Origin of the sequence: Azohydromonas lata NBRC 102462, assembly GCF_001571085.1 — a bacterium.
Classification (GTDB): Bacteria; Pseudomonadota; Gammaproteobacteria; order Burkholderiales; family Burkholderiaceae_C; genus Azohydromonas; species Azohydromonas lata.
Genome location: NZ_BCTC01000070.1, coordinates 15,028 through 34,032, shown reverse-complemented (window position 1 = coordinate 34,032; position 19,005 = coordinate 15,028). Strand labels below are relative to the sequence as shown.

The 19,005-nt window shown below is 68.3% G+C and carries 18 protein-coding genes and 1 pseudogene; 12 read left to right on the top strand and 7 right to left on the bottom strand.

Features of this window, described 5'->3' with window-relative positions:
• A pseudogene (locus ALA01S_RS34035) lies at nucleotides 1-799 on the top strand (M23 family metallopeptidase); the annotation flags it as partial.
• Between the two features lie 9 nt (nucleotides 800-808).
• Nucleotides 809-1,243 carry a hypothetical protein gene (locus ALA01S_RS33275; RefSeq protein ID WP_157119154.1) on the top strand — a complete coding sequence of 145 codons (435 nt, stop codon included), beginning with the start codon at nucleotides 809-811 and terminating at the stop codon, nucleotides 1,241-1,243.
• A 481-nt stretch (nucleotides 1,244-1,724) separates the two neighbouring features.
• Here ALA01S_RS33275 and hslO read toward each other — a convergent pair whose 3' ends face one another.
• Nucleotides 1,725-2,690: an Hsp33 family molecular chaperone HslO gene (gene hslO / locus ALA01S_RS20970; protein ID WP_066340588.1), complete on the bottom strand. Its 966-nt coding sequence runs from the start codon at nucleotides 2,688-2,690 to the stop codon at nucleotides 1,725-1,727.
• A 301-nt stretch (nucleotides 2,691-2,991) separates the two neighbouring features.
• On the opposite strand from hslO, the gene ALA01S_RS20965 reads away from it, so the two are divergent.
• From ALA01S_RS20965 to ALA01S_RS20950, 4 genes are all read left to right on the top strand, one after another.
• Complete coding sequence (locus ALA01S_RS20965) at nucleotides 2,992-3,801, top strand: ferritin-like domain-containing protein (protein WP_066340568.1); 810 nt, start codon at nucleotides 2,992-2,994, stop codon at nucleotides 3,799-3,801.
• A 69-nt stretch (nucleotides 3,802-3,870) separates the two neighbouring features.
• Nucleotides 3,871-4,749 (top strand): basic amino acid ABC transporter substrate-binding protein, encoded by an 879-nt coding sequence (locus ALA01S_RS20960; protein ID WP_066340565.1) that lies wholly within the window; start codon nucleotides 3,871-3,873, stop codon nucleotides 4,747-4,749.
• Nucleotides 4,750-4,764: 15 nt separating this feature from the next.
• On the top strand, nucleotides 4,765-5,517 hold the full coding sequence (locus tag ALA01S_RS20955; RefSeq protein WP_066340563.1) for an amino acid ABC transporter permease: 753 nt from the start codon (nucleotides 4,765-4,767) through the stop codon (nucleotides 5,515-5,517).
• A 182-nt stretch (nucleotides 5,518-5,699) separates the two neighbouring features.
• Nucleotides 5,700-6,710, top strand: coding sequence for a porin (locus ALA01S_RS20950; protein ID WP_066340561.1), 1,011 nt, complete (start codon nucleotides 5,700-5,702; stop codon nucleotides 6,708-6,710).
• Between the two features lie 101 nt (nucleotides 6,711-6,811).
• Here the strand turns inward: ALA01S_RS20950 and xerD are convergent, their stop codons facing one another.
• Together xerD and ALA01S_RS20940 are read right to left on the bottom strand one after the other, a co-directional pair.
• Nucleotides 6,812-7,729, bottom strand: coding sequence for a site-specific tyrosine recombinase XerD (xerD, locus tag ALA01S_RS20945; protein ID WP_066340586.1), 918 nt, complete (start codon nucleotides 7,727-7,729; stop codon nucleotides 6,812-6,814).
• A 40-nt stretch (nucleotides 7,730-7,769) separates the two neighbouring features.
• Nucleotides 7,770-8,714: a tripartite tricarboxylate transporter substrate binding protein BugE gene (locus ALA01S_RS20940; RefSeq protein ID WP_066340558.1), complete on the bottom strand. Its 945-nt coding sequence runs from the start codon at nucleotides 8,712-8,714 to the stop codon at nucleotides 7,770-7,772.
• Nucleotides 8,715-8,915: 201 nt separating this feature from the next.
• Here ALA01S_RS20940 and ALA01S_RS20935 point away from each other — a divergent pair, with 201 nt between their 5' ends.
• Nucleotides 8,916-9,821: an AEC family transporter gene (locus ALA01S_RS20935; protein ID WP_066340555.1), complete on the top strand. Its 906-nt coding sequence runs from the start codon at nucleotides 8,916-8,918 to the stop codon at nucleotides 9,819-9,821.
• 1 nt (nucleotide 9,822) lies between these two features.
• On the opposite strand, the gene queG is transcribed toward ALA01S_RS20935, so the two are convergent.
• On the bottom strand, nucleotides 9,823-10,926 hold the full coding sequence (queG, locus tag ALA01S_RS20930) for a tRNA epoxyqueuosine(34) reductase QueG (RefSeq protein ID WP_066340552.1): 1,104 nt from the start codon (nucleotides 10,924-10,926) through the stop codon (nucleotides 9,823-9,825).
• Here queG and tsaE point away from each other — a divergent pair.
• Nucleotides 10,909-11,400: a tRNA (adenosine(37)-N6)-threonylcarbamoyltransferase complex ATPase subunit type 1 TsaE gene (gene tsaE, locus ALA01S_RS20925; protein ID WP_066340550.1), complete on the top strand. Its 492-nt coding sequence runs from the start codon at nucleotides 10,909-10,911 to the stop codon at nucleotides 11,398-11,400. The genes queG and tsaE overlap by 18 nt on opposite strands.
• Nucleotides 11,397-12,845 (top strand): N-acetylmuramoyl-L-alanine amidase, encoded by a 1,449-nt coding sequence (locus ALA01S_RS20920; RefSeq protein WP_066340547.1) that lies wholly within the window; start codon nucleotides 11,397-11,399, stop codon nucleotides 12,843-12,845. The genes tsaE and ALA01S_RS20920 overlap by 4 nt, the downstream gene beginning before the upstream one ends.
• A gap of 260 nt (nucleotides 12,846-13,105) precedes the next feature.
• Here the strand turns inward: ALA01S_RS20920 and ALA01S_RS20915 are convergent, their stop codons facing one another.
• Nucleotides 13,106-13,750 carry a DedA family protein gene (locus ALA01S_RS20915; RefSeq protein ID WP_066340544.1) on the bottom strand — a complete coding sequence of 215 codons (645 nt, stop codon included), beginning with the start codon at nucleotides 13,748-13,750 and terminating at the stop codon, nucleotides 13,106-13,108.
• A gap of 49 nt (nucleotides 13,751-13,799) precedes the next feature.
• Between ALA01S_RS20915 and mutL the strand changes: the two genes are divergently transcribed.
• Nucleotides 13,800-15,923: a DNA mismatch repair endonuclease MutL gene (gene mutL, locus ALA01S_RS20910; RefSeq protein ID WP_066340541.1), complete on the top strand. Its 2,124-nt coding sequence runs from the start codon at nucleotides 13,800-13,802 to the stop codon at nucleotides 15,921-15,923.
• 284 nt (nucleotides 15,924-16,207) lie between these two features.
• Here mutL and ALA01S_RS20905 read toward each other — a convergent pair whose 3' ends face one another.
• On the bottom strand, nucleotides 16,208-16,801 hold the full coding sequence (locus ALA01S_RS20905) for a glutathione S-transferase family protein (protein ID WP_066340539.1): 594 nt from the start codon (nucleotides 16,799-16,801) through the stop codon (nucleotides 16,208-16,210).
• Between the two features lie 44 nt (nucleotides 16,802-16,845).
• A complete protein-coding gene (locus ALA01S_RS20900; protein WP_066340537.1) occupies nucleotides 16,846-17,409 on the bottom strand; it encodes a pyridoxamine 5'-phosphate oxidase family protein in 564 nt (187 codons plus the stop codon).
• Nucleotides 17,410-17,531: 122 nt separating this feature from the next.
• Here ALA01S_RS20900 and ALA01S_RS20895 point away from each other — a divergent pair, with 122 nt between their 5' ends.
• Nucleotides 17,532-18,425, top strand: coding sequence for a LysR family transcriptional regulator (locus ALA01S_RS20895; protein WP_066340535.1), 894 nt, complete (start codon nucleotides 17,532-17,534; stop codon nucleotides 18,423-18,425).
• A gap of 189 nt (nucleotides 18,426-18,614) precedes the next feature.
• Nucleotides 18,615-18,926, top strand: a complete 312-nt coding sequence (locus tag ALA01S_RS20890) for a c-type cytochrome (protein WP_066340525.1) — start codon at nucleotides 18,615-18,617, stop codon at nucleotides 18,924-18,926.
• Nucleotides 18,927-19,005 lie beyond the last annotated feature (79 nt).

The following is a 19,005-nucleotide window of genomic DNA, read 5'->3' as shown; positions in this document are numbered from 1 at the left end:
AACGCGCGACGAATTGGCACAATGCTTCCCAAGAAAGCTGCTCCATTTGCAAAACAACCAATTTTTATCAACCATTACTCCATGGAGCACAGCTTACCCAAAAGCAAACGAATGGGCATCGGCATTTAATCGTGCAACAAGGCGATTCGGTATAAGCAACTCCCGACAACGACTAGCACACTTACTGTCACACGTTATACCGGAAACAGGCAATTTGGCTTTCGTAAAAGAAATCCAGGGAGAAAGAGCAAGATACTCCCCATATTATGGGCGTGGCCTTATACAACTTACTTGGCTGGAAGGCTATCAAAAATATGGACAATTCAGACAATTTGCCAAAACAATAACCACCGGCCCCTACAGTGCGCTTGGCTGGAATCCAGACGACCTGATTGCAATGGATAACAGCGGCAACCACAACCGTGAGAACTGCACAGACAGCGCATGCTTTTATATTTTTCAACGAGCTGACATGCTGTTGCACATGGACAGAGGCCTTTCCATCGAGGATGCCATAGAGGTCAGCAAAGACGTCAATGGCAGAGTTTCAATTGAAAACTTGAATGGATTGGAGGTGAGATTGCAAAGCTTGATTTATCTGAAAGATACTCTTCTTGATGAGCCGGCGCCCAGCAGAGAGATTTCCATCACCTTTACCTGGCGCCGAAGCACGATAAGGACACCTCAAACAGGCCCTGATGGGCAAGCTGTCATGCACGGCACTCCTCCAAAACCAAAATTGATTTACACCAGAGGCGAACATACAATTAACGTGTCCATACAAAGGCAGAAGCCATAGGACGCTTGAATGTTCATCAATCTCAAAAAATTTCTTACCCTAGCGCTCAGCGTACCAGGCGCCGCCTTGTGCAACACAACACTGGAAATATATTGCTTCACATCAGGAGAGATAAACCCAATCCGATTCGAAATGAGATATTACACCGACAAAAATTTGCCGCTGAATTATGCATTCGTGAAATATCAAAAATCCAAAATATGGATTCCCCTGGTTTCATTAAAAAGCACATCCACGCTTCTCGACCACGCAAGACAAGAAGAAATTACCTCGTCATGGCTGGAAATATCAAACAATAAGCCCACCGGGCTGTACGAAATGATGTCCCAGGGGACGACCATAAGCTTAATGCGTTACACCAACTTTTCCATAAGAAAAGCACATAACTTCATTCACGACACAGGCATAGCATTTTCAGAAGAAAAAGGCTGCATCTGGAAATAGTATGCTCCCCATGACGAAAATTCTGTCACTCATTTCATTTTTAAGTCTCGTCATTTTGTTAGCCTACACGACCCGAAATGCCGAAATATATTCAGAAGAGCGGGATAACTTATTCAAGACATTATTAAGAGAACCCATCAGCCTGAGAATCAACGATTTCAACTATACGGACGTAGCCATTGACTCCTTCAGTGTCAATTCAAGCTGGGGCGGAAATATATTGGTAAGCACCCCGACGTCCGGCGGAGGATGAACCACATGCTGCTACACCTTGCATCCACCAGGAAACCAGCCCGTTCCCATAAACATCAAGTGGATGCGATATGTCAATCATAATCCAGCCTTGGAAAGTCAACAATTTACCGAAATAGCGCAAGCCTTCGCGCTCCGCATAAGAAAACGGCTCATCACCCTTCCCTGACGAGCCGTTCGCAAAAATACTACGGCGTATTCGGTCGGCCCTGTGCCGGCCATTTACCCCTTACTGCACCGCCGTAGAAGACGGCGGCTGATCCCGCTCCGGCGTGAACAATTCGCCCACGTCCACCACGTCGAAGTGATATTGCCGCCCGCAGAAATCGCAGCCGATTTCCACTTCGCCGCGCTCGGCCACGATGGAGTCGATCTCGTCGCGGCCCAAACCCTTGAGCATCGCGCCCACGCGCTCGCGCGAGCAGGTGCACGCAAAGCGCGGCTGCTGCGGCTCGAAGCGGCGCACGTCCTCTTCCCAGAACAGGCGGTGCAGGATGGTCTCGGCGTCCAGCGTCAGCAGTTCCTCCTTGGTGAGCGAGCCCGCCAGGTGCGCGATGCGGTTGAAACTCTCGGCCAGCATCTCGGCCTCGACGCGCTTTTCCTTGCTCTCCAGGTTGCCCTCGCCCTCTATGGGCAGGCGCTGTATCAGCAGTCCGGCGGCCACCTCGTCGTTGGCCGCCAGCACCAGCCGGGTTTCGAGCTGCTCGGATTGGCGCATGTACTGCTCCAGCACCGCGGAGATGTCCTGCAGTGCGTGGAACTCCTCGCCCATGGCCGACAGCGGCACCACGCCCTGGTAGGGCTGCTGGCCGGGCTGGCGGTCGCGCGGGTCCAGCGTGATGGCGCAGCGGCCGCGGTTGTGCACGTTGAGCATGGCCTCCAGCCCGGCGCCTTCCGGTACCTCGCCCACCACCTTGGCCGTGGAGCGGAAATGCAGCTCCGGCTGCACCTCCACCACCGCCATCTTCACCGGGCCGTCGCCAAAGATCTGCATCACCAGCGCGCCGTTGAACTTGATGTTGGACTGCATGAGCACGGCCGCGGCCGTCATCTCGCCCAGCAGTTGGCGCACCGGCGCCGGGTAGCCGCCACCGGCTTCGCGGCGCTGCAGCACCTCGCGCCAGCTGTCGGTGAGCCGCACCAGCATGCCCCGCACGGGCAGGCCTTCGAACAGGAACTTGTGCAGATCGCTCATGGTGTTGTTGGTGTGTGTGGTGTGCTGCAAGGCTGCGCGCGGGCCAGGAAGGCCACGCGCGAAATGGAAACGGAGCCCCATTGGGACCCAGGCGGCGCATACCGGCCGGGAAGGCCCCGGCGCGCCGCGAGCCGATAATTCTAGGAGCCGACACCCCCGCCCCCGGGCAAGACATGCGCCCGGCCCCGCGGCGGCCACGGTTGACGGCGCCGCGACGCAACGCGGCATGCCGCCGTCCACACCGCCCGCCGCACGTCCCTTCACGCCGCCACCCGCGCCGCCTGAGCTTCCCTTCACCGCCATGAACGACCTGCCCTGCCTGCGCCGCGCCGCGCTGCGCGCCCTGTGCGAGTGCGACCCCATCGAAAAATCCCTGCAGGCCACCGCGCTGCACGAGGGCCTGGCCCGGTTCCACCTGGACCCTGCCCTGCGCCTGGACGAGCCGGCCGAGGGCACCCTGCCCGGACGCCCGCCGCTGCCGCGTCTGGTGGAGCCGCGCCAGGTGCCCATGCGCTCGCCCTTCACCCCCGAGGGCCGCGCGGCGCTGCTGCACGCGGTGGCGCACATCGAGTTCAACGCCATCAACCTGGCGCTGGACGCGGTGTGGCGCTTCGCCGACATGCCGCCGGCCTTCTACAGCGACTGGATACGCGTGGCCGCCGAGGAGGCCATGCACTTCGGCCTGGTGCGCGAGCACCTGCGCTCGCTTGGGCGCGACTACGGCGACTTCGAGGCCCACGACGGCCTGTGGCTGATGACGCAGCGCACGGCCGCCGACGTGCTCGCGCGCATGGCGCTGGTGCCGCGCACGCTGGAGGCGCGCGGGCTGGACGCCGCGCCGCCCATGCAGGAGAAATTCCGCCGCGCCGGCGACGCGCGCGCCGTGGACATCCTGGACGTGATCCTGCGCGACGAGGTCGGCCACGTCGCCGTGGGCAACCGCTGGTACCGCTGGGCCTGCGCCCAGCGCGGCCTGGACCCCATCGCCCACTACCCGCTGCTGACCGCCCAATACAAGGCGCCGCGCCTGCGTCCGCCCTTCAATTACGCGGCGCGGCTGGCGGCCGAGTTCACCCAGGCCGAGCTGCTGGCGCTGGAGCAACAAGCTTGACTTTTGTGAGGCCGTCAGCTCCTGGTCAGCGCATAAACTGCCGGCACTTGAACAAATTCTGGTACTTCCATGGCAAATAACATCTCCTCGCGCCGTGTTTTCCTGCAAGCCGGCCTGGTGGGCACGGCCGCCCTGCTGGGCGCCTGCGGCAAGAAGGAAGAAGCCGCCGCGCCGGCGGCGGCCCCGGCCGCTTCCGAGGCCGCCGCGCCGGCCGCCGCCCCGGCCAAGGTCTACGTGGTGGGCACCGATGCGGCCTACGCGCCCTTCGAGTCGCAAAACGAAAAGGGAGAAATCGTCGGCTTCGACATCGACGTGGTCAGCGCCATCGCCTCCAAGGCCGGCGTGCAGGTGAAGTTCGTCAACACGCCCTGGGAAGGCATCTTCAACGCCGTGGCGCAGGGCGACCGCGACCTGCTGGTGTCGGCCATCACCATCACCGACGAGCGCAAGCAGACCATGGACTTCACGGCCCCCTACTTCGACGCGGTGCAGCTCATCGCCGTCAAGAAGGACTCCAAGGTCGCCAAGTTCTCCGACCTCAAGCCGCTGAAGGTCGGCGTGCAGACCGGCACCACGGGCGACGAGGTCGTCACCAAGCTGCTGGGCAAGAACAGCGCGGCCATCAAGCGCTTCGAGTCCACGCCGCTGGCGCTCAAGGAGCTGGAGTCCGGCGGCGTCGATGCCGTGGTGGCCGACAACGGCGTGGTCATCCACTACGTGGCCAACAACGCCGGCGTGGGCTTCAAGACGGTATCGGACCCGAGCTTCCAGTCCGAGCAGTACGGCATCGCCGTGCGCAAGGGCAACACCGCCGTGCTGGACATGCTCAACCAGGGCCTGGCGGGCATCCGCGCCGACGGCACCTATGACCGCATCTATGCCAAGTACTTCGGCAGCGCCCCGGGCGGCGCGGCCGCAGCCGCCCCGGCGTCGGCCGCTTCCAAGTAAGAAGGCCGCACGGCAGTGAACCTGCGTTGGGAAATCCTGGCGGGCTACGGCCCGCTTTTCTTGTCCGGCCTGTGGATGACGGTGCAGCTGGCCCTCGTGGCGGTGCTCGGCGGCCTGGTGCTGGGCGCCTTGCTGGGCCTGGTGAGCAGCTCGGCCGACGCGCCCGCGCCCAAGACGCCGCTGGCGCGCGTGCTGATGAAGCTCGCGCGCGCCGTGACCCTGGGCTACGTCACCTTCTTCCGCGGCACGCCGCTGTTCGTCCAGATCCTGCTGGTGCACTTCGCGCTCATGCCCACGCTCATCCATCCGGAGACGGGGCTGCTGCTCACGGGTGAGGCCGCGCGCGCATTCCGCCAGGAGCACGGGGCGTTCTTCTCGGGGGCGCTGGCGCTCACGCTCAATGCGGGCGCCTACATCAGCGAGATCTTTCGCGCCGGCATTCAAAGCATCCACCGCGGCCAGACCCAGGCCGCCTACAGCCTGGGCCTCACGCACGCGCAGGCCATGCGCGAGGTGATCCTGCCCCAGGCGTTTCGGCGCATGGTGCCGGCGCTGGTCAACGAGGGCGTCACGCTCATCAAGGACTCGTCGCTGGTCTCGGCCATCGGCCTGGCCGAGCTGGCACTGGCCGCTCGCACCGTGGCGGGCGCCTATTCGCGCTATTGGGAGCCCTACCTCGCCATCTCGGTGCTGTACCTGGTGCTCACGCTGCTGCTGTCCACCCTGGCCAAGCGGCTGGAAGCCCCGGCGCACCTGCGCGGGCGCTGAAAACGCGCCAGGCGCCGCAATGGTTGTGCGGACATCTATCGCCCGCACCACCCCGCACTGTTGCGCCAAAGTCACAAAACAGCGCAAGTTGGTCCCACAGAACGGGTTTTTGCTTTCGCCGTTCTTAAAATAATTCTCATCGGGTTAGTAAAAGCCCCGATGTTCAAATAAAGGATTCTTCGATGAAGCGCACTCTGATTGCTGCCGCCGCCGTTCTGGCCGCCGGCGGTGCTTTCGCCCAAAGCTCGGTCCAGATCTATGGCCGCGTGAACACCTCCATCGAGCGCCAGAAGGCCGGCGACGTGTCCACCACCGTGATGCAGAACAACGCCTCGCGTTGGGGCCTGCGTGGTTCGGAAGACCTGGGCGGCGGCCTGAAGGGCCTGTTCGTGCTGGAAAGCGGCTTCAACTCCGACACCGGCGGTCTGACGCAAGCCGGCGCCATCTTCGGCCGTGAGTCGTGGGTCGGTGTGGAAGGCAACTTCGGCCGCGTGCGCCTGGGCAACATGGGCCAGTCCGCCGCTTACTATGCGACGGCTGACTACATCAGCATGCACAACCACGATACGGGCACGTCCTCCGACGCGTTCTACACGTATCCCGGCTTCAAGCAGAACACCATCGCCTACAACACGCCGAGCTTCGGCGGCCTGGTGCTGGAAGCCCAGTACGGCCTGAAGGAAACGACCGTTGGCGGCAAGAACACCGCTCAGCTGGTGGCCAACTATGACCGCGGCCCGCTGCACCTGGGTGCCAGCTACCTGCAAGGCCCGACCACGATCGACGGCGTGACCTTCAACGACTCCAAGCAGTACGGCCTGCGTGCCCTGTACGAGCTGGGCGCCGTGACGCTGGGTGCCTACTACATCCGTGACAACCTGGACGAGGCCGTTGGCGGCGCCGTGGCTGACGCCAAGCGCAACTCCTACCGCGTGTCGGCCATGTACACCATCGGCGCCAGCGAGCTGCACGCCAACGTGGGCTACGCCGACAAGTTCAAGGTCGGCGGCACCAAGATCGACGACTCCAACGCCCTGCAGTACACGCTGGCCTACAACTACAACCTGAGCAAGCGCACCAAGGTGTACGCTTTCTACACGAAGGTGAACAACAAGGCGAATTCGAGCTACTTCACCGGCGTGGACAACGCCGACTTCTCGTCCTTCGCCCTGGGCGTGCGCCACAACTTCTGATGATTGCGGCCTGCGGGCCGCTTTCCCCTGGAAGCCAAAAGGCCGGTCTGTCGACCGGCCTTTTTTCATGCCCGTTGCCGTCGCAACCGGCAGTCCGCGCTTCAGGCCCGCGGGTGGTGCGCCGCGTGCAGCGCGCGCAGCCGCTCGCGCGCGACGTGGGTGTAGATGGTGGTGGTGGAGATGTCGGCGTGGCCCAGCAGCAGCTGCACGGCGCGCAAATCCGCGCCGTGGTTGAGCAAATGCGTGGCAAAGGCGTGGCGCAGCGTGTGCGGCGACAGCGGTACGGTGATGCCCGCGGCGCGCGCGTGCTTCTTCACCAGTTGCCAGAACATCTGCCGCGTCATGCCCTCGCCGCGCACGGTGACGAAGAGAGCGTCGCTCTGGCGCGCGCCCAGTATCTGGCCCCGCGCCTCGGCCAGGTAGCGCCGCAGCCAGCCGTGCGCCTCCTCGCCGAAGGGCACCAGCCGCTCCTTGGCGCCTTTGCCGGTGACGCGCAGCACGCCCTCGGCCAGGCTCACCGACAGCAGGTTCAAGCCCACGAGCTCGCTCACGCGCAGCCCGCTGGCGTACATCAGCTCCAGCATGGCGCGGTCGCGCAGGCCCAGCGGCTCCTCCACGGGCGGCGCCGTCAGCAGCGCCTCCACCTGCGCCTCGGACAGCGACTTGGGCACGCGCAGCGGCTGGCGCGCGGACAGCAGCTTCAGCGTCGGGTCCTGCTGCAGCCGGTGCTCGCGCAACGCCCAGCGGAAGTAGCGCTTGAAGACGGTGAGCCGCCGGTTGGCGGTGGCCGCGCGGGTGTCGGCATGGCGCGCGGCGATGTAGCCGCGCAGGTCGGCCTCGGTGCTGGCGTCCAGCGAGTGGCCGGCCTCGGCGTCCAGCCAGTCGGCGTAGAGCGAGAGGTCGCGCCGGTAAGCCGAGAGCGTGTTGGCCGAGAGGCCGTCCTCTATCCACAGCGCCTGCGCGAAGCGCTCTATGGCCACGCGGCTGGCCTCGCGGGCCGCCGATGGCTGGGTGTTCACGGCGGCCGCTTGGGCCGCCTCGGGTGCTGCCGTGCTCACGTCACTCCAGGCGCAGGTTCTGGCGTGCGACCACGCCCTTGTAGACGTCGTACTCGGCGCGTATCTGCTCGCCGAACTGCTCAGGCGTGTTGCCCAGCACCAGCGAGCCCGTGTCCTCGATGCGCTTCTTCACCGCGGGGTCGGCCAGGGCCTGCCTGGCGGCGTGGTAGACCTTGTCCACGATGTCCTTGGGCACCCCTTTGGGGCCGACGATGCCGTAGTAGGCCATGCGGTTGACGGGCTCCAGGCCGACCTCCTTGAAGGTGGGCACGTTGGGGAGCATGGGCAGCCGCTGCGGCGCGGCCACGACGATAGGCACGAGCTTGCCTTCCTTCACGAAGGGCAGTGCCGAGGGCAGGTTGTCGAACATGATGGGCACCTGCCCGGCCACCGTGTCGTTGAGCGCCGGGCCCGCGCCGCGGTAGGGAATGTGGGTGATGAACACGCCCGTGAGGCTCTTGAACAGCTCGGTCTGCAGGTGGCCTATGCCGCCGGTGCCGGAGCTGGAGTAGCTGTACTTGCCGGGGCTCTTCTTGAGCAGCGCGATGAAGTCGGCGTAGTTCTTGGCCGGGAAGCCCGGGTGCACCGCGATGATGTTGGGCGTGGCCGCGAGGTTGGTGATGGGCGTGAAGTCGGTGAGCGGGTTGTAGCCCGTGCGCGGGTTGATGGCCGGGTTGGCCGCCGTGGTGGAGACGGTGGCGATGCCCAGGGTGTAGCCGTCCGGCGCGCTGCGCGCGAGCTCCTGCGCGCCGACGATGCCGCCGCCGCCGGCCTTGTTCTCCACCACCACGGTCTGGCCCAGCGCGGCGCCGAGCTTGTCGGAAACGGTGCGCGCCACGATGTCGGTGGTGCCGCCCGGTGCGAAGGGGACGACCAGCCGAATGGGTTTGCTTGGATAGCCCTGTTGAGCGAAAGCCAGCGGGCCGGCCAGGGCCAGGCCCACCATCGCGCCCAAGCAGCGCAGCGCTTGTCGATTCATCCGCTTGTCTCCTGCAGCAGAGGCCGAACCACACGGCCCTCAAGGCATTGTGGCCCATGGTTACAGGTGAAGGGCGGGCGTGGCGGCCGTCCCGCATCGCGGGCCGATGCGCGGCGGCCGGCAGGCCCCGTGGCCTGTGTGCCCGGCCTGCGCTGGCACACTTTGGCGATGAACGAGGCCCTGTTGCTGTTGCCCGACTTTTTGCTGATCGCAACGGGCTTTCTGATCTGCCGGTACACGGCGCTCAACCGCCCGGTGTGGGAGGCCACGGAGCGGCTGGTGTACTACCTGCTCTTCCCCGTGCTGCTGTTCAACGCCATCGTGCGCAACCCGCTGCAGCCCGGGGCCATGCTGTCGCTGGTGTTCAGCGGGCTGGCCGTGGTGGGCTGCGGCATCGTGCTGGCGTACTCGCTGGGCCTGTTTCGCGGCGTGGACCGCACGGCGCATGCGTCCGGCGCGCAGACGGCCTTTCGCTTCAACTCCTACATCGGCCTGGCGCTGGCCGAGCGCTTGGGCGGCGCGCCGGCGGTGGCGGCCATCGCCATGCTGATCGCCTTTTGCGTGCCGCTGTGCAACGTGGCCGCGGTGTGGCCGCTGGCGCGCCACGGCGGGCAGAACTATTTGCGCGAGCTCTCGCGCAATCCGCTGATCCTGAGCACGGTGGCGGGGCTGCTGGGCAACCTCATGGGCCTGAAGTTTCCCGAGGCCGTGGCCACCAGCCTGAACCGCGTGGGCACGGCCGCGCTGCCGCTGGGCCTGATGGCCGTGGGCGCGGGGCTGCAGTTGGGCGCGCTGCGCGAGGCGCCGCGCCTGGCCACGGCGCTGCTGTCCATACGCCACGCCGTGCTGCCGCTGGTGGCGCTGATGCTGGTGCACGTGCTTGGGCTGCCGCCGGTGCAGCAGCTCGTGGTGGTGGCCTTCGCGGCGCTGCCCACCGCCTCCACCTGCTACGTGCTGGCCGCGCGCCTGGGCGGGCATCCGGGCTTCGTGGCGGGGCTGGTGACGCTTTCCACGCTGCTGGGCATGGTGAGCGTGCCGGTGGCGCTGTGGACGCTGGCGCGGCTGCAGGGCTAACTCAGGCAGGCACCGCGTGCTGCGCCAGCGCCCAGGCTATGTGCTCGCGCACCAGCTCGCCGGCGGCCTCGCGCCGGCTCTCAAGCGCCTGCCGCACGGCGATCTCGTCGGCCTCTTCAAGCCCTGCCCTGAGCGCATTGCCCAGCGCCACCGCCAGGTTGCGTTGCCAACGTTCGTACCCGATGCGCCGTATCGGGCTGCCCTCGGTGCGGCTTGAAAACTCCGCCTCGCTCCAGCGCCAGAGCTGCAGCAGCGTGGGCGCGTTGAAATGCGCGCGCACGTCGAAGTCCGGCAGCGGCGAGCGCTGGGCGAACTTGTTCCAGGGGCAGGCGAGCTGGCAATCGTCGCAGCCGTAGATGCGGTTGCCCAAGAGCGGCCGCAGCTCCAGCGGCATGGGCCCGTCGTGCTCGATCGTCAGGTAGGAAATGCAGCGCCGCGCGTCCAGCCGGTAGGGCGCGACGATGGCCCGCGTTGGGCACGCGTCCACGCAGGCCGTGCAGCCGCCGCAATGGGCGCGGGCCGGCTCGCTGGCGGACAGCGGCAGGTCCACGTAGATCTCGCCCAGGAAGAAGGTGGAGCCCGCCTCGCGCGAGAGCGTGAGCGTGTGCCGACCGCGCCAACCCAGGCCGCTGCGCGTGGCCAGCTCCACTTCCAGCACCGGGGCGGAGTCGGTGAACACGCGGTGGCCGAAGGGGCCCACGGCCGCGGCCAGCCGGTCGGCGAGCTTTTGCAGCCGCGCGCGCAGCACCTTGTGGTAGTCCCGCCCGCGGGCGTAGAGCGACACGCCCGCCTGCAGCGGCTGCGCCAAGCGCTCGAACTCGATGCGCTGCCAACCATCCGGCGTGGCCTGCGGCAGATAGTCCATGCGCGCGGTGATCACGCTGACCGTGCCGGGCACCAGCTCGGCGGGGCGGGCGCGCTTCATGCCGTGGGCGGCCATGTAGTGCATGGAGCCGTGAAATCCGGCCTCCAGCCAGGCCTGCAGCCCCGGCTCGGCCGCCGTCAAATCCACGCCGGCAATGCCGATCTGGGAAAATCCCAACTCGCGCGCCCACTTGCGCAATGGCTCCAGCAATGCGAGCGCTTCATGACCTTGCAATCCCATCCCCCGATTCTAGAAAGCCGGCTCTTTCATTGGCCCACCGAGGACGATGCCGCCGCCTGCGCCCAGCGCCTGGCCGGCTGCGGCGCGCTGCGTGACGCCTTCGTGGAGCTGCACGGCCCGCTGGGCGCGGGCAAGACCACCTTCGTGCGCCACCTGCTGCGCGCGCTGGGCGTCACCGGCCGCATCAAGAGCCCCAGCTACGCGGTGCTGGAGCCGCACGAGGCGCGGGGTTTGACGATCTCGCACTTTGACTTCTACCGCTTCGAGGACCCGCGCGAGTGGGAAGACGCGGGCTTCAGAGACGTGTTCGCCGGCCCCGGCCTCAAGCTGGCCGAATGGCCGGAGAAGGCGGCAGGGGTATTGCCGCTGGCCGACCTCGTGCTGACGTTGCGCATATGCGACGACGACTCGCGCGAGCTGCAGGCGCAGGCGCAAAGTGCGCGCGGACTGCAACTGCTGGAGGTGCTGGCATGAAGAGCCGACATCAACCGCGCTGCTTTCCGCACCCCGCTTTCGACCGGCGTGACCTGTTGAAGCGCGGCGGCGCGCTGGCGCTGCTGCTGGGCGCGGGCGAGCTGGCCTGGGGCGCGGGCATCGTGGCCGTGCGCGTGTGGCCGGCGGCCGAGTACACGCGCGTGACGATTGAAAGCGACCAGGCGCTGGTGGCACGCCACCAGCTCATCGAATCGCCGGACCGGCTGGTGATCGACATCGACGGGCTGGAGCTCAGCCCCACGCTGCGCGACCTCGTGGGCAAGGTGCGCGCGGACGACCCCTTCATTGCTGGCGTGCGCATAGGCCAGAACCAGCCGCGCACCGTGCGCCTGGTGGTGGACCTGAAGCAGCCCACGGCGCCGCAGCAGTTCCGCCTGGAGCCCGTGGCCGCCTACCAGCACCGGCTGGTGTTCGACCTGCACCCCACGCAAGCGCCGGACCCGCTGCTGGCGCTGCTGCGCGAGAAGACGCAGGCCGAGCAGCAGGCCGCGCGCTCGGTGCAGGACGCGCTGGGCGAGTTCATAGACCGCATGGACCGCCCCGGCATCCCCACCCCGCCGCCGGCCGTGGCCGCCAACAAGCCGCCCACGGCGCGGCCGGCCACGCCGTCCGCCACCCCTGCGACGCCGCCGGCCGCCCCGCCCGCCGTGGCCCAGGCGCCCACCACGCCCGCGCCTCCGCCGCCGCCCACGGCCGAGCAGTTGCGCAAGATGGACCGGCTCATCGTCATCGCCCTGGACCCGGGCCATGGCGGCGAGGACCCCGGCGCCATCGGTCCCAGCGGGCTCAAGGAAAAGGACGTGGTGCTGTCGGTGGCCAAGCAGTTGCGCGACCGCCTCAACGCCGTGCCCGGCATGCGCGCCATGCTCACGCGCGACGCCGACTACTTCGTCCCGCTGGGCGAGCGCGTGCAGAAGGCGCGCCGCGTGCAGGCCGACCTGTTCGTGTCCATCCATGCCGACGCCTTCCTCTCGCCGGAGGCGCGCGGCGCCAGCGTGTTCGCGCTCAGCGACAAGGGCGCCTCCAGCGCCGCGGCACGCTGGATGGCGCAGCGCGAGAACGCCAGCGACATCGTGGGCGGCGCCAACATCAAGAGCAACGACGTGCACGTCATGCGCGCGCTGCTGGACATGAGCACCACGGCGCAGATCAAGGACAGCCTCAAGCTTGGCGGCGAGGTGCTGGGCCAGATCGGCAAGGTGGGCAAGCTGCACAAGGGCAGCGTGGAGCAGGCGGGCTTTGCGGTGCTCAAGGCGCCGGACATCCCGAGCATCCTGGTGGAGACGGCCTTCATCTCCAACCCGGAGGAGGAGCGCAAGCTCGCCAGCGCCGACTACCAGGCCGAGCTGGTCCAGGCCGTGTCCACGGGCATCCGGCGCTACTTCGCGAAGAACCCGCCGCTGGCGAGGAACCGGGTGCTGTAAGCCGTGAGGGTAGGCGGGCCTTGGTCCGAAGAGCGTCGTTCCGCTTTGTTGGCCCCGAGGCAAAGGCGCCTCAATCTCTGATCCGTCATGCCCGCGAAAGCGGGCATCCACGAGCGCCGAGATGGCGCCTTCGAACCGCATCGCCCAGCGCCGACGTCGGCGCGCCAGCACCCCGGCCGGGGTGGATGCCCGCCTTCGCGGGCATGACGAAGTGGGGCGCGGAGTGCCTTGGCTGACGGGCTGCGACCGTCAGCCGTGCCTCAAGCCGCCTCGGCCCGCCGCGCCTTCCAGGCGCCCAGCACGGCGATGGCCGAGGGGACGAGGATGAGCGCGTAGATGATGATGTTCAGGTTGGCCTTGACCCACGGGATGTTGCCGAACAGGTAGCCCGCCAGCGTCAGCGACACCACCCACAGCGCGCCGCCGCTGACGTTGAAGAGCGTGAACTTGGCGCGCGTCATGGCCGCCACGCCGGCCACGAAGGGCACGAAGGTGCGGATGAACGGCATGAAGCGCGCCAGGACGATGGTGATGCCGCCGTGCTTCTCGTAGAAGGCATGCGCCTGGTCGAAGGCGCGCTTGTTGAAGAAGCGCGAGCTCTCCCAGCGGAACACCTGCGGGCCGAACCAGCGGCCGATGCTGTAGTTCATCTGGTCGCCCAGCACGGCCGCCACGAACAGCAGCGCCATGGCCAGCGGCAGGTTCATCAGGCCGACGCCGCACATCGCGCCCACCACGAACAGCAGCGAGTCGCCGGGCAGGAAGGGCATGACCACCACGCCCGTCTCCACGAAGATGATGGCAAACAGCAGCGCGTAGACCCACGGGCCGTAGGCCTCCACGAACGACATGAGGTGCGCATCGACGTGGAGGATGAAATCGAAGAGCTGGGCGAACATTTCCATGGAACCCATTATCCGGGTCGACCCGGAGCGGCTTCCTACAATCCCGGAGATGAATTCCGCTGTTGTTGGCGCGCCGCGCCGTCCCATCCGAGAGCTGCCCGACGCCCTGGTGAGCCAGATTGCCGCGGGGGAAGTGGTGGAGCGGCCGGCCTCGGTCGTGCGCGAGCTGGTGGACAACGCGCTGGACGCCGGGGCCACGCAGATCACGGTGCGCCTCACGGGCGGCGGCTTGCGCGCCATCGTGGTGGAGGACGACGGCTGCGGCATCCCCTCCTCGCAGCTCGCCCTGGCGCTCAAGCGCCACGCCACCAGCAAGATCGCCTCGCTCTCCGAGCTGGAGCAGGTGCGCAGCATGGGCTTCCGGGGCGAAGCGCTGGCGGCCATCGCCTCCGTGGCCGAGATGAGCCTCGCCAGCCGCGCCAGCGATGCCGCGCACGCGCACCGGCTGGACGCGCGCACGGGCGAGCTCACGCCCGCGGCCCGCGCCGTGGGCACCACGCTGGAAGTGCGCGAGCTGTTCTTCAACACCCCGGCGCGGCGCAAGTTCCTCAAGAGCGAGGGCACCGAGTTCGCCCATGCGCTGGACGCCGTGCGCCGCCACGCCCTGGCGCGGCCGGACGTGACCTTTGCCGTCTGGCACGACGGCAAGCTCGCCGCGCAGTGGCGCGCCGCCGGCGCCGGGCTGCTGCCGGAGGACAACCCGCTGACCCAGCGCATGCGCGAGGTGCTGGGCATCGACTTCATCGCCGCCAGCCGCGCCGTGCAGGCCGCCGCCGGGCCGCTGCGCATCGAAGGCCGCGCCGGCAACCCCGAGGCCGCGCGGGCGCGCGCCGACGTGCAGTACCTCTACGTCAATGGCCGTTTCGTGCGAGACCGGCTCGTCACCCACGCCGTGCGCTCGGCCTACGAGGACCAGCTCCACAGCAGCCGCCAGCCGGCCTACGTGCTGTTCCTGGACATCGCGCCGGAGCTGGTGGACGTGAACGTGCACCCGACCAAGATCGAGGTGCGCTTCCGCGACGGCCGCGCCGTGCACCAGGCCGTGCGGCAGGCGCTGGTGCAGTCGCTGGCGCTCACGCGCGCGGTGGAGGACGCCGGCCCGCAGGACGTGCCCTGGCCCACGGCCGGCGCCGTGGGCCTGAGCGCGCAGGCCGCCATGCCGGGCGGCGCCGCGGCGGCGGCATCCCATACCACACACGCGCCGCGCGCGGAGCCTGCCGCGCCGCCGCTGCGCCACCAGTCCGGCCTGGCGCTGGCCGATCAGCCCGCGCCGCGCCGCTGGGACGACGGCCCGTGGCGCACCCCGTCCGGCAGCGGCGGCATGGCGGCCTGGGGCGCGCTCAAGGGCGAGCCGGCGACGCTGCCGGCACGGCCCGCCGCGGCACCCGTGATGCCGTCCGTGCCGGCCATGCCTTCCATGCCGTCCGCACCTGCCATGCCGGGCGCGGCGGCAGCCATGCCTTCGGCCTCCGCGGCCACGGCGGCGGCCGTGAGCGCGATGCGGGCGGACGCGCGATTTGCCGCCGCCACCGTCGCGCCCTCGCCCGCCGCCGTGCCCAGCGCCGCGCCTGCGGAAGAAGGCACGGGCTGGCCGCTGGGCCGCGCGCTGGCGCAGGTGGGCGGCGTCTACGTGCTGGCGGAGAACGCGCACGGGCTGGTGATCGTGGACATGCATGCGGCGCACGAGCGCATCGTCTACGAGCGGCTGAAGAAGTCGTCGGCGGCGCAGGGGCGCATACCGTCGCAGCCGCTGCTCATTCCCGAGGCCATGAGCGCCACGCCCACCGAGCTGGCCACGGCCGAGGCCGAGCGCGAAACGCTGCTGGAGCTTGGGCTGGACGTGGCGCCGCTGTCGGCCACGGCGCTGGCACTGCGCAGCCGCCCGGCCGCGCTGCCGGACGCGGACTTGCCCGACCTCGTGCGCTCGGTGCTGGCGGACCTGGCGCAGGTGGGATCGAGCCGCGTGGTGCAGCGCGCCCGCGACGAGATGCTGGCCACCATGGCCTGCCACGGCGCCGTGCGCGCCAACCGGCGGCTGACGCTGGAAGAGATGAACGCCCTGCTGCGCGAAATGGAATCCACCGAGCGCGCCGACCAGTGCAACCACGGCCGGCCCACCTGGCGGCAGCTCAGCATGAAGGAGCTGGACGGGTTGTTCTTGCGTGGGCGGTGAGCGGTGCTGCTCGGGGAAGCCGGACCCCGTTGGCATCCCGTGAGCCCAGGCGCTTCGCCCCCTCATCCGTCATACCCGCGAAAGCGGGTATCCACGCCTGCCGAGGTGCCAACGCGCTGGCGTTGGCCTTGCGTAATGCGGTTCGAAGGCCCCACCTCGGCGCTCGTGGATGCCCGCTTTCGCGGGCATGACGGGGTAGGAGGCGAGGTGCCTTGGCTTGCGGGATATGCAGTCCATTACTCCGCGCCCCAGACAGCACTGCGTCGCCCCCCGCGCCTACCCCCTCACACCCCCGGCATCCCCACGAACCCCGGCAGCGCCTTGACCCGATCGATCCACGCGCGCACCTGCGGGTAGTCCGCCAGCGACACGCCGCCCTCGTGCGACAGCGCCACGTAGGGGAAGACGGCGCAATCGGCGATGGTGGGGTGCTGCAGCGCCAGCCAGTCGTTGTGCGCCAGGTGCTGCTCCAGCAGCCCCAGGATGCGCTCGGCGCGGCGCAGCGCGTCGGCCTTGTCCAGCACGTAGCCGAACTTGTCCACCAGGCGTGCGGCGCCGGGGCCGTGCTGGATCTCGTTGGCGGCCGTGGAGAGCCACTGCATCACCGTGGCCAGGCCCAGCGGGTCGCGCGGCAGCCACTGCTCACCCGCGTAGCGCGCCCCCAGGTAGACCAGGATGGCCTGCGAGTCGCGCAGCACCACGTCGCCGTCCTCCAGCACCGGCAGCTCGCCCCAGGGGTTCAGGTCCGTGTGGGGCGCTCGCTTGTGCGCGCCGCCCATGAAGTCCACGGGCACCAGCTCCAGCTCGATGCCGGCCAGCGCGGCCAGCAGGCGCACCTTGTAGCAGTTGCCGGAGAGGGTCAGGTCATGCAGTTTCACGGCGGGTCTCCTTCAGCGGTTGGGAATGGAAGTGTTCAAAGGGTTCACAGCGACGCGGGCAGCGCCACGCCCAGGGCGGCCAGCTCGGCCTCGGTGTAGCGCGGGGTGATGAAGCGCGAGCAGTTCCAGTCGAAGGCCGCCACGTGCAGCAGCATCACGCGCTCGGTGGGCGGCGTCTTGGGCATCTCCACGGCGGCCAGCAGCGCGGGCGGCGCCTCGTCGGCGGCCAGCACCTCGATCTCGGCCATCAGCTTCAGGCGGCGGCGCTGCGGGTAGTCCAGCAGGATGAGCGCCGCCCGCGGGTTGCCCGCCAGGTTGCCGGTGCTCACGAACTGGCGGTTGCCGCCCAGGTCGGCGAAGGCCAGCGTGCTGTCGTCCAGCACGCGCAAAAAGCCCGGCGCGCCGCCGCGGTGCTGCACGTGCGGCCAGCCGCCCTCGCCCACGGTGGCCAGGAAAAAGCTGTCGCGCGCGGCGATGAAGGCGCGCTCCCGCGCGCTCAGGTGCGCCTGCAGGTCGCCGGGCGGCTTGGGCGCCTCGGCCCCGCCGAAGCGGCGCTGCGCGGCGCGCACGCCGGGGGTGTAGGCGATGGCGGCGAAGTGGCTGGACATGGCGGGCTCCGGTGGCTGCGTGAGGCGTTGAGAGGCGATGCGTGATGGTGGCCATGGCGCGCTTCGCAATAAATAGATCGCACCGCACTTCATTGCTGCGACTGGCGGTTTAATCGTTCACCATGGACAAGCTCAAGGCCATGGCCTCCTTCGTGCGCATCGTGGAAACCGGCAGCCTCACGGCGGCGGCGCAGCGGCAGGACGTGTCGCTCACCGCCGTGGTGCGCGGCCTCTCGGCGCTGGAGCAGGCGCTGGGCGCGCGGCTGCTCAACCGGACGACCCGCCGCATCGCGCTCACCGAGGAGGGCCGCGAGTACTTCGAGCGCTGCCGCCGCGTGCTGGCCGACGTGGAGGAGGCCGAAGCCGCCCTTGCCGACCGCCCCCTCGCCCCTGCGGGCCGGCTCACGGTGACGGCCCCGGTGATGTTCGGCCGGCTGCACGTGGCGCCGGTGATCAACGGCTTTCTCGCGGCGCACGAGCGCATGCGGGTGGAGCTGCTGCTGCTGGACCGCGTGATCGACCTGCTGGAGGAAGGCGTGGACCTGGCCATACGCATCGCGCCGCTGGCCGATTCCTCGCTGGTGGCCGTGCCCCTGGGCCGCACGGCCTGGGTGCTGAGCGCCAGCCCCGGCTACCTCGCGCGCCACGGCACGCCCGCCCACCCCGACGACCTCTCCCGCCACCGCGCCGTGCGCAGCACCGGCCGGGGGTCGGGCAACGAATGGCCCCTGGTGCGCGGCGCCGAGCGGGCGCAGGCGGCCGTGCCGGAGTGCTTTTCCAGCAACCAGGTCGATGCCGCGCTGGAGGCCTGCGTGGCGGGGCTGGGCATTGGCCGCTTCCTCGCCTACCAGGTGCGGGCGCTGGAGGCCGAAGGCCGCCTGGTGCGCGTGCTGCCGGACTGGCAGCCGCCGCCGGTGGACGTGAACCTCGTGCACGCGCAGTCGCGGCTGCTGTCGCCGCGCATACGCGCCTTCATGGACTGGGCCGTGCCGCGGCTGCGCGAGCGGGTGGGCTGAGCGCCCGCCGGCCGCGCGCCGGCCGATGGGGGCCGGGGCGGCCGTCACGCGCCGCGCCGCCGCGCCGCTGCGTGGATTTCGTGGATTTGTTGGCACGCGCCGCGCGCCGGCGGGCCTGGGCGTCCGTCGAGCCGGCCCCGGCATGGCTAGCCTGCCTCTTTGCACCAACCCGCTCCCCGAGAGACACGTATGAAGCAGTTTTCATGGGCACTGGCACTGGCCGCCGCGGCTGTTGCCTTGTCCCCCGCCGCCCACGCCAGCGCCGAGCTGGCCGCCCAGTACGACTGCATGGGCTGCCACAAGACCACCTCCAAGGTGCTTGGGCCGGCTTTCAAGGACATCGCCAAGAAGTACGCCGGCAACCCCAAGGCCGAGGCGATGCTGACGGACAAGATCATCAAGGGCGGTGCCGGCGTCTGGGGCCCGGTGCCCATGGCGGCCAATCCCAAGATTCCGCGCGAGGACGTGCGCAAGCTCGCGGCCTGGGTGCTGGCGCAGTAATCGGGGCCAAGGCGCGGGGCCGGCGCCCGCCGGCGCCGCCGCCATGCCGCCCCGGTTGCAAACCCAGGGCTTTTTGAAA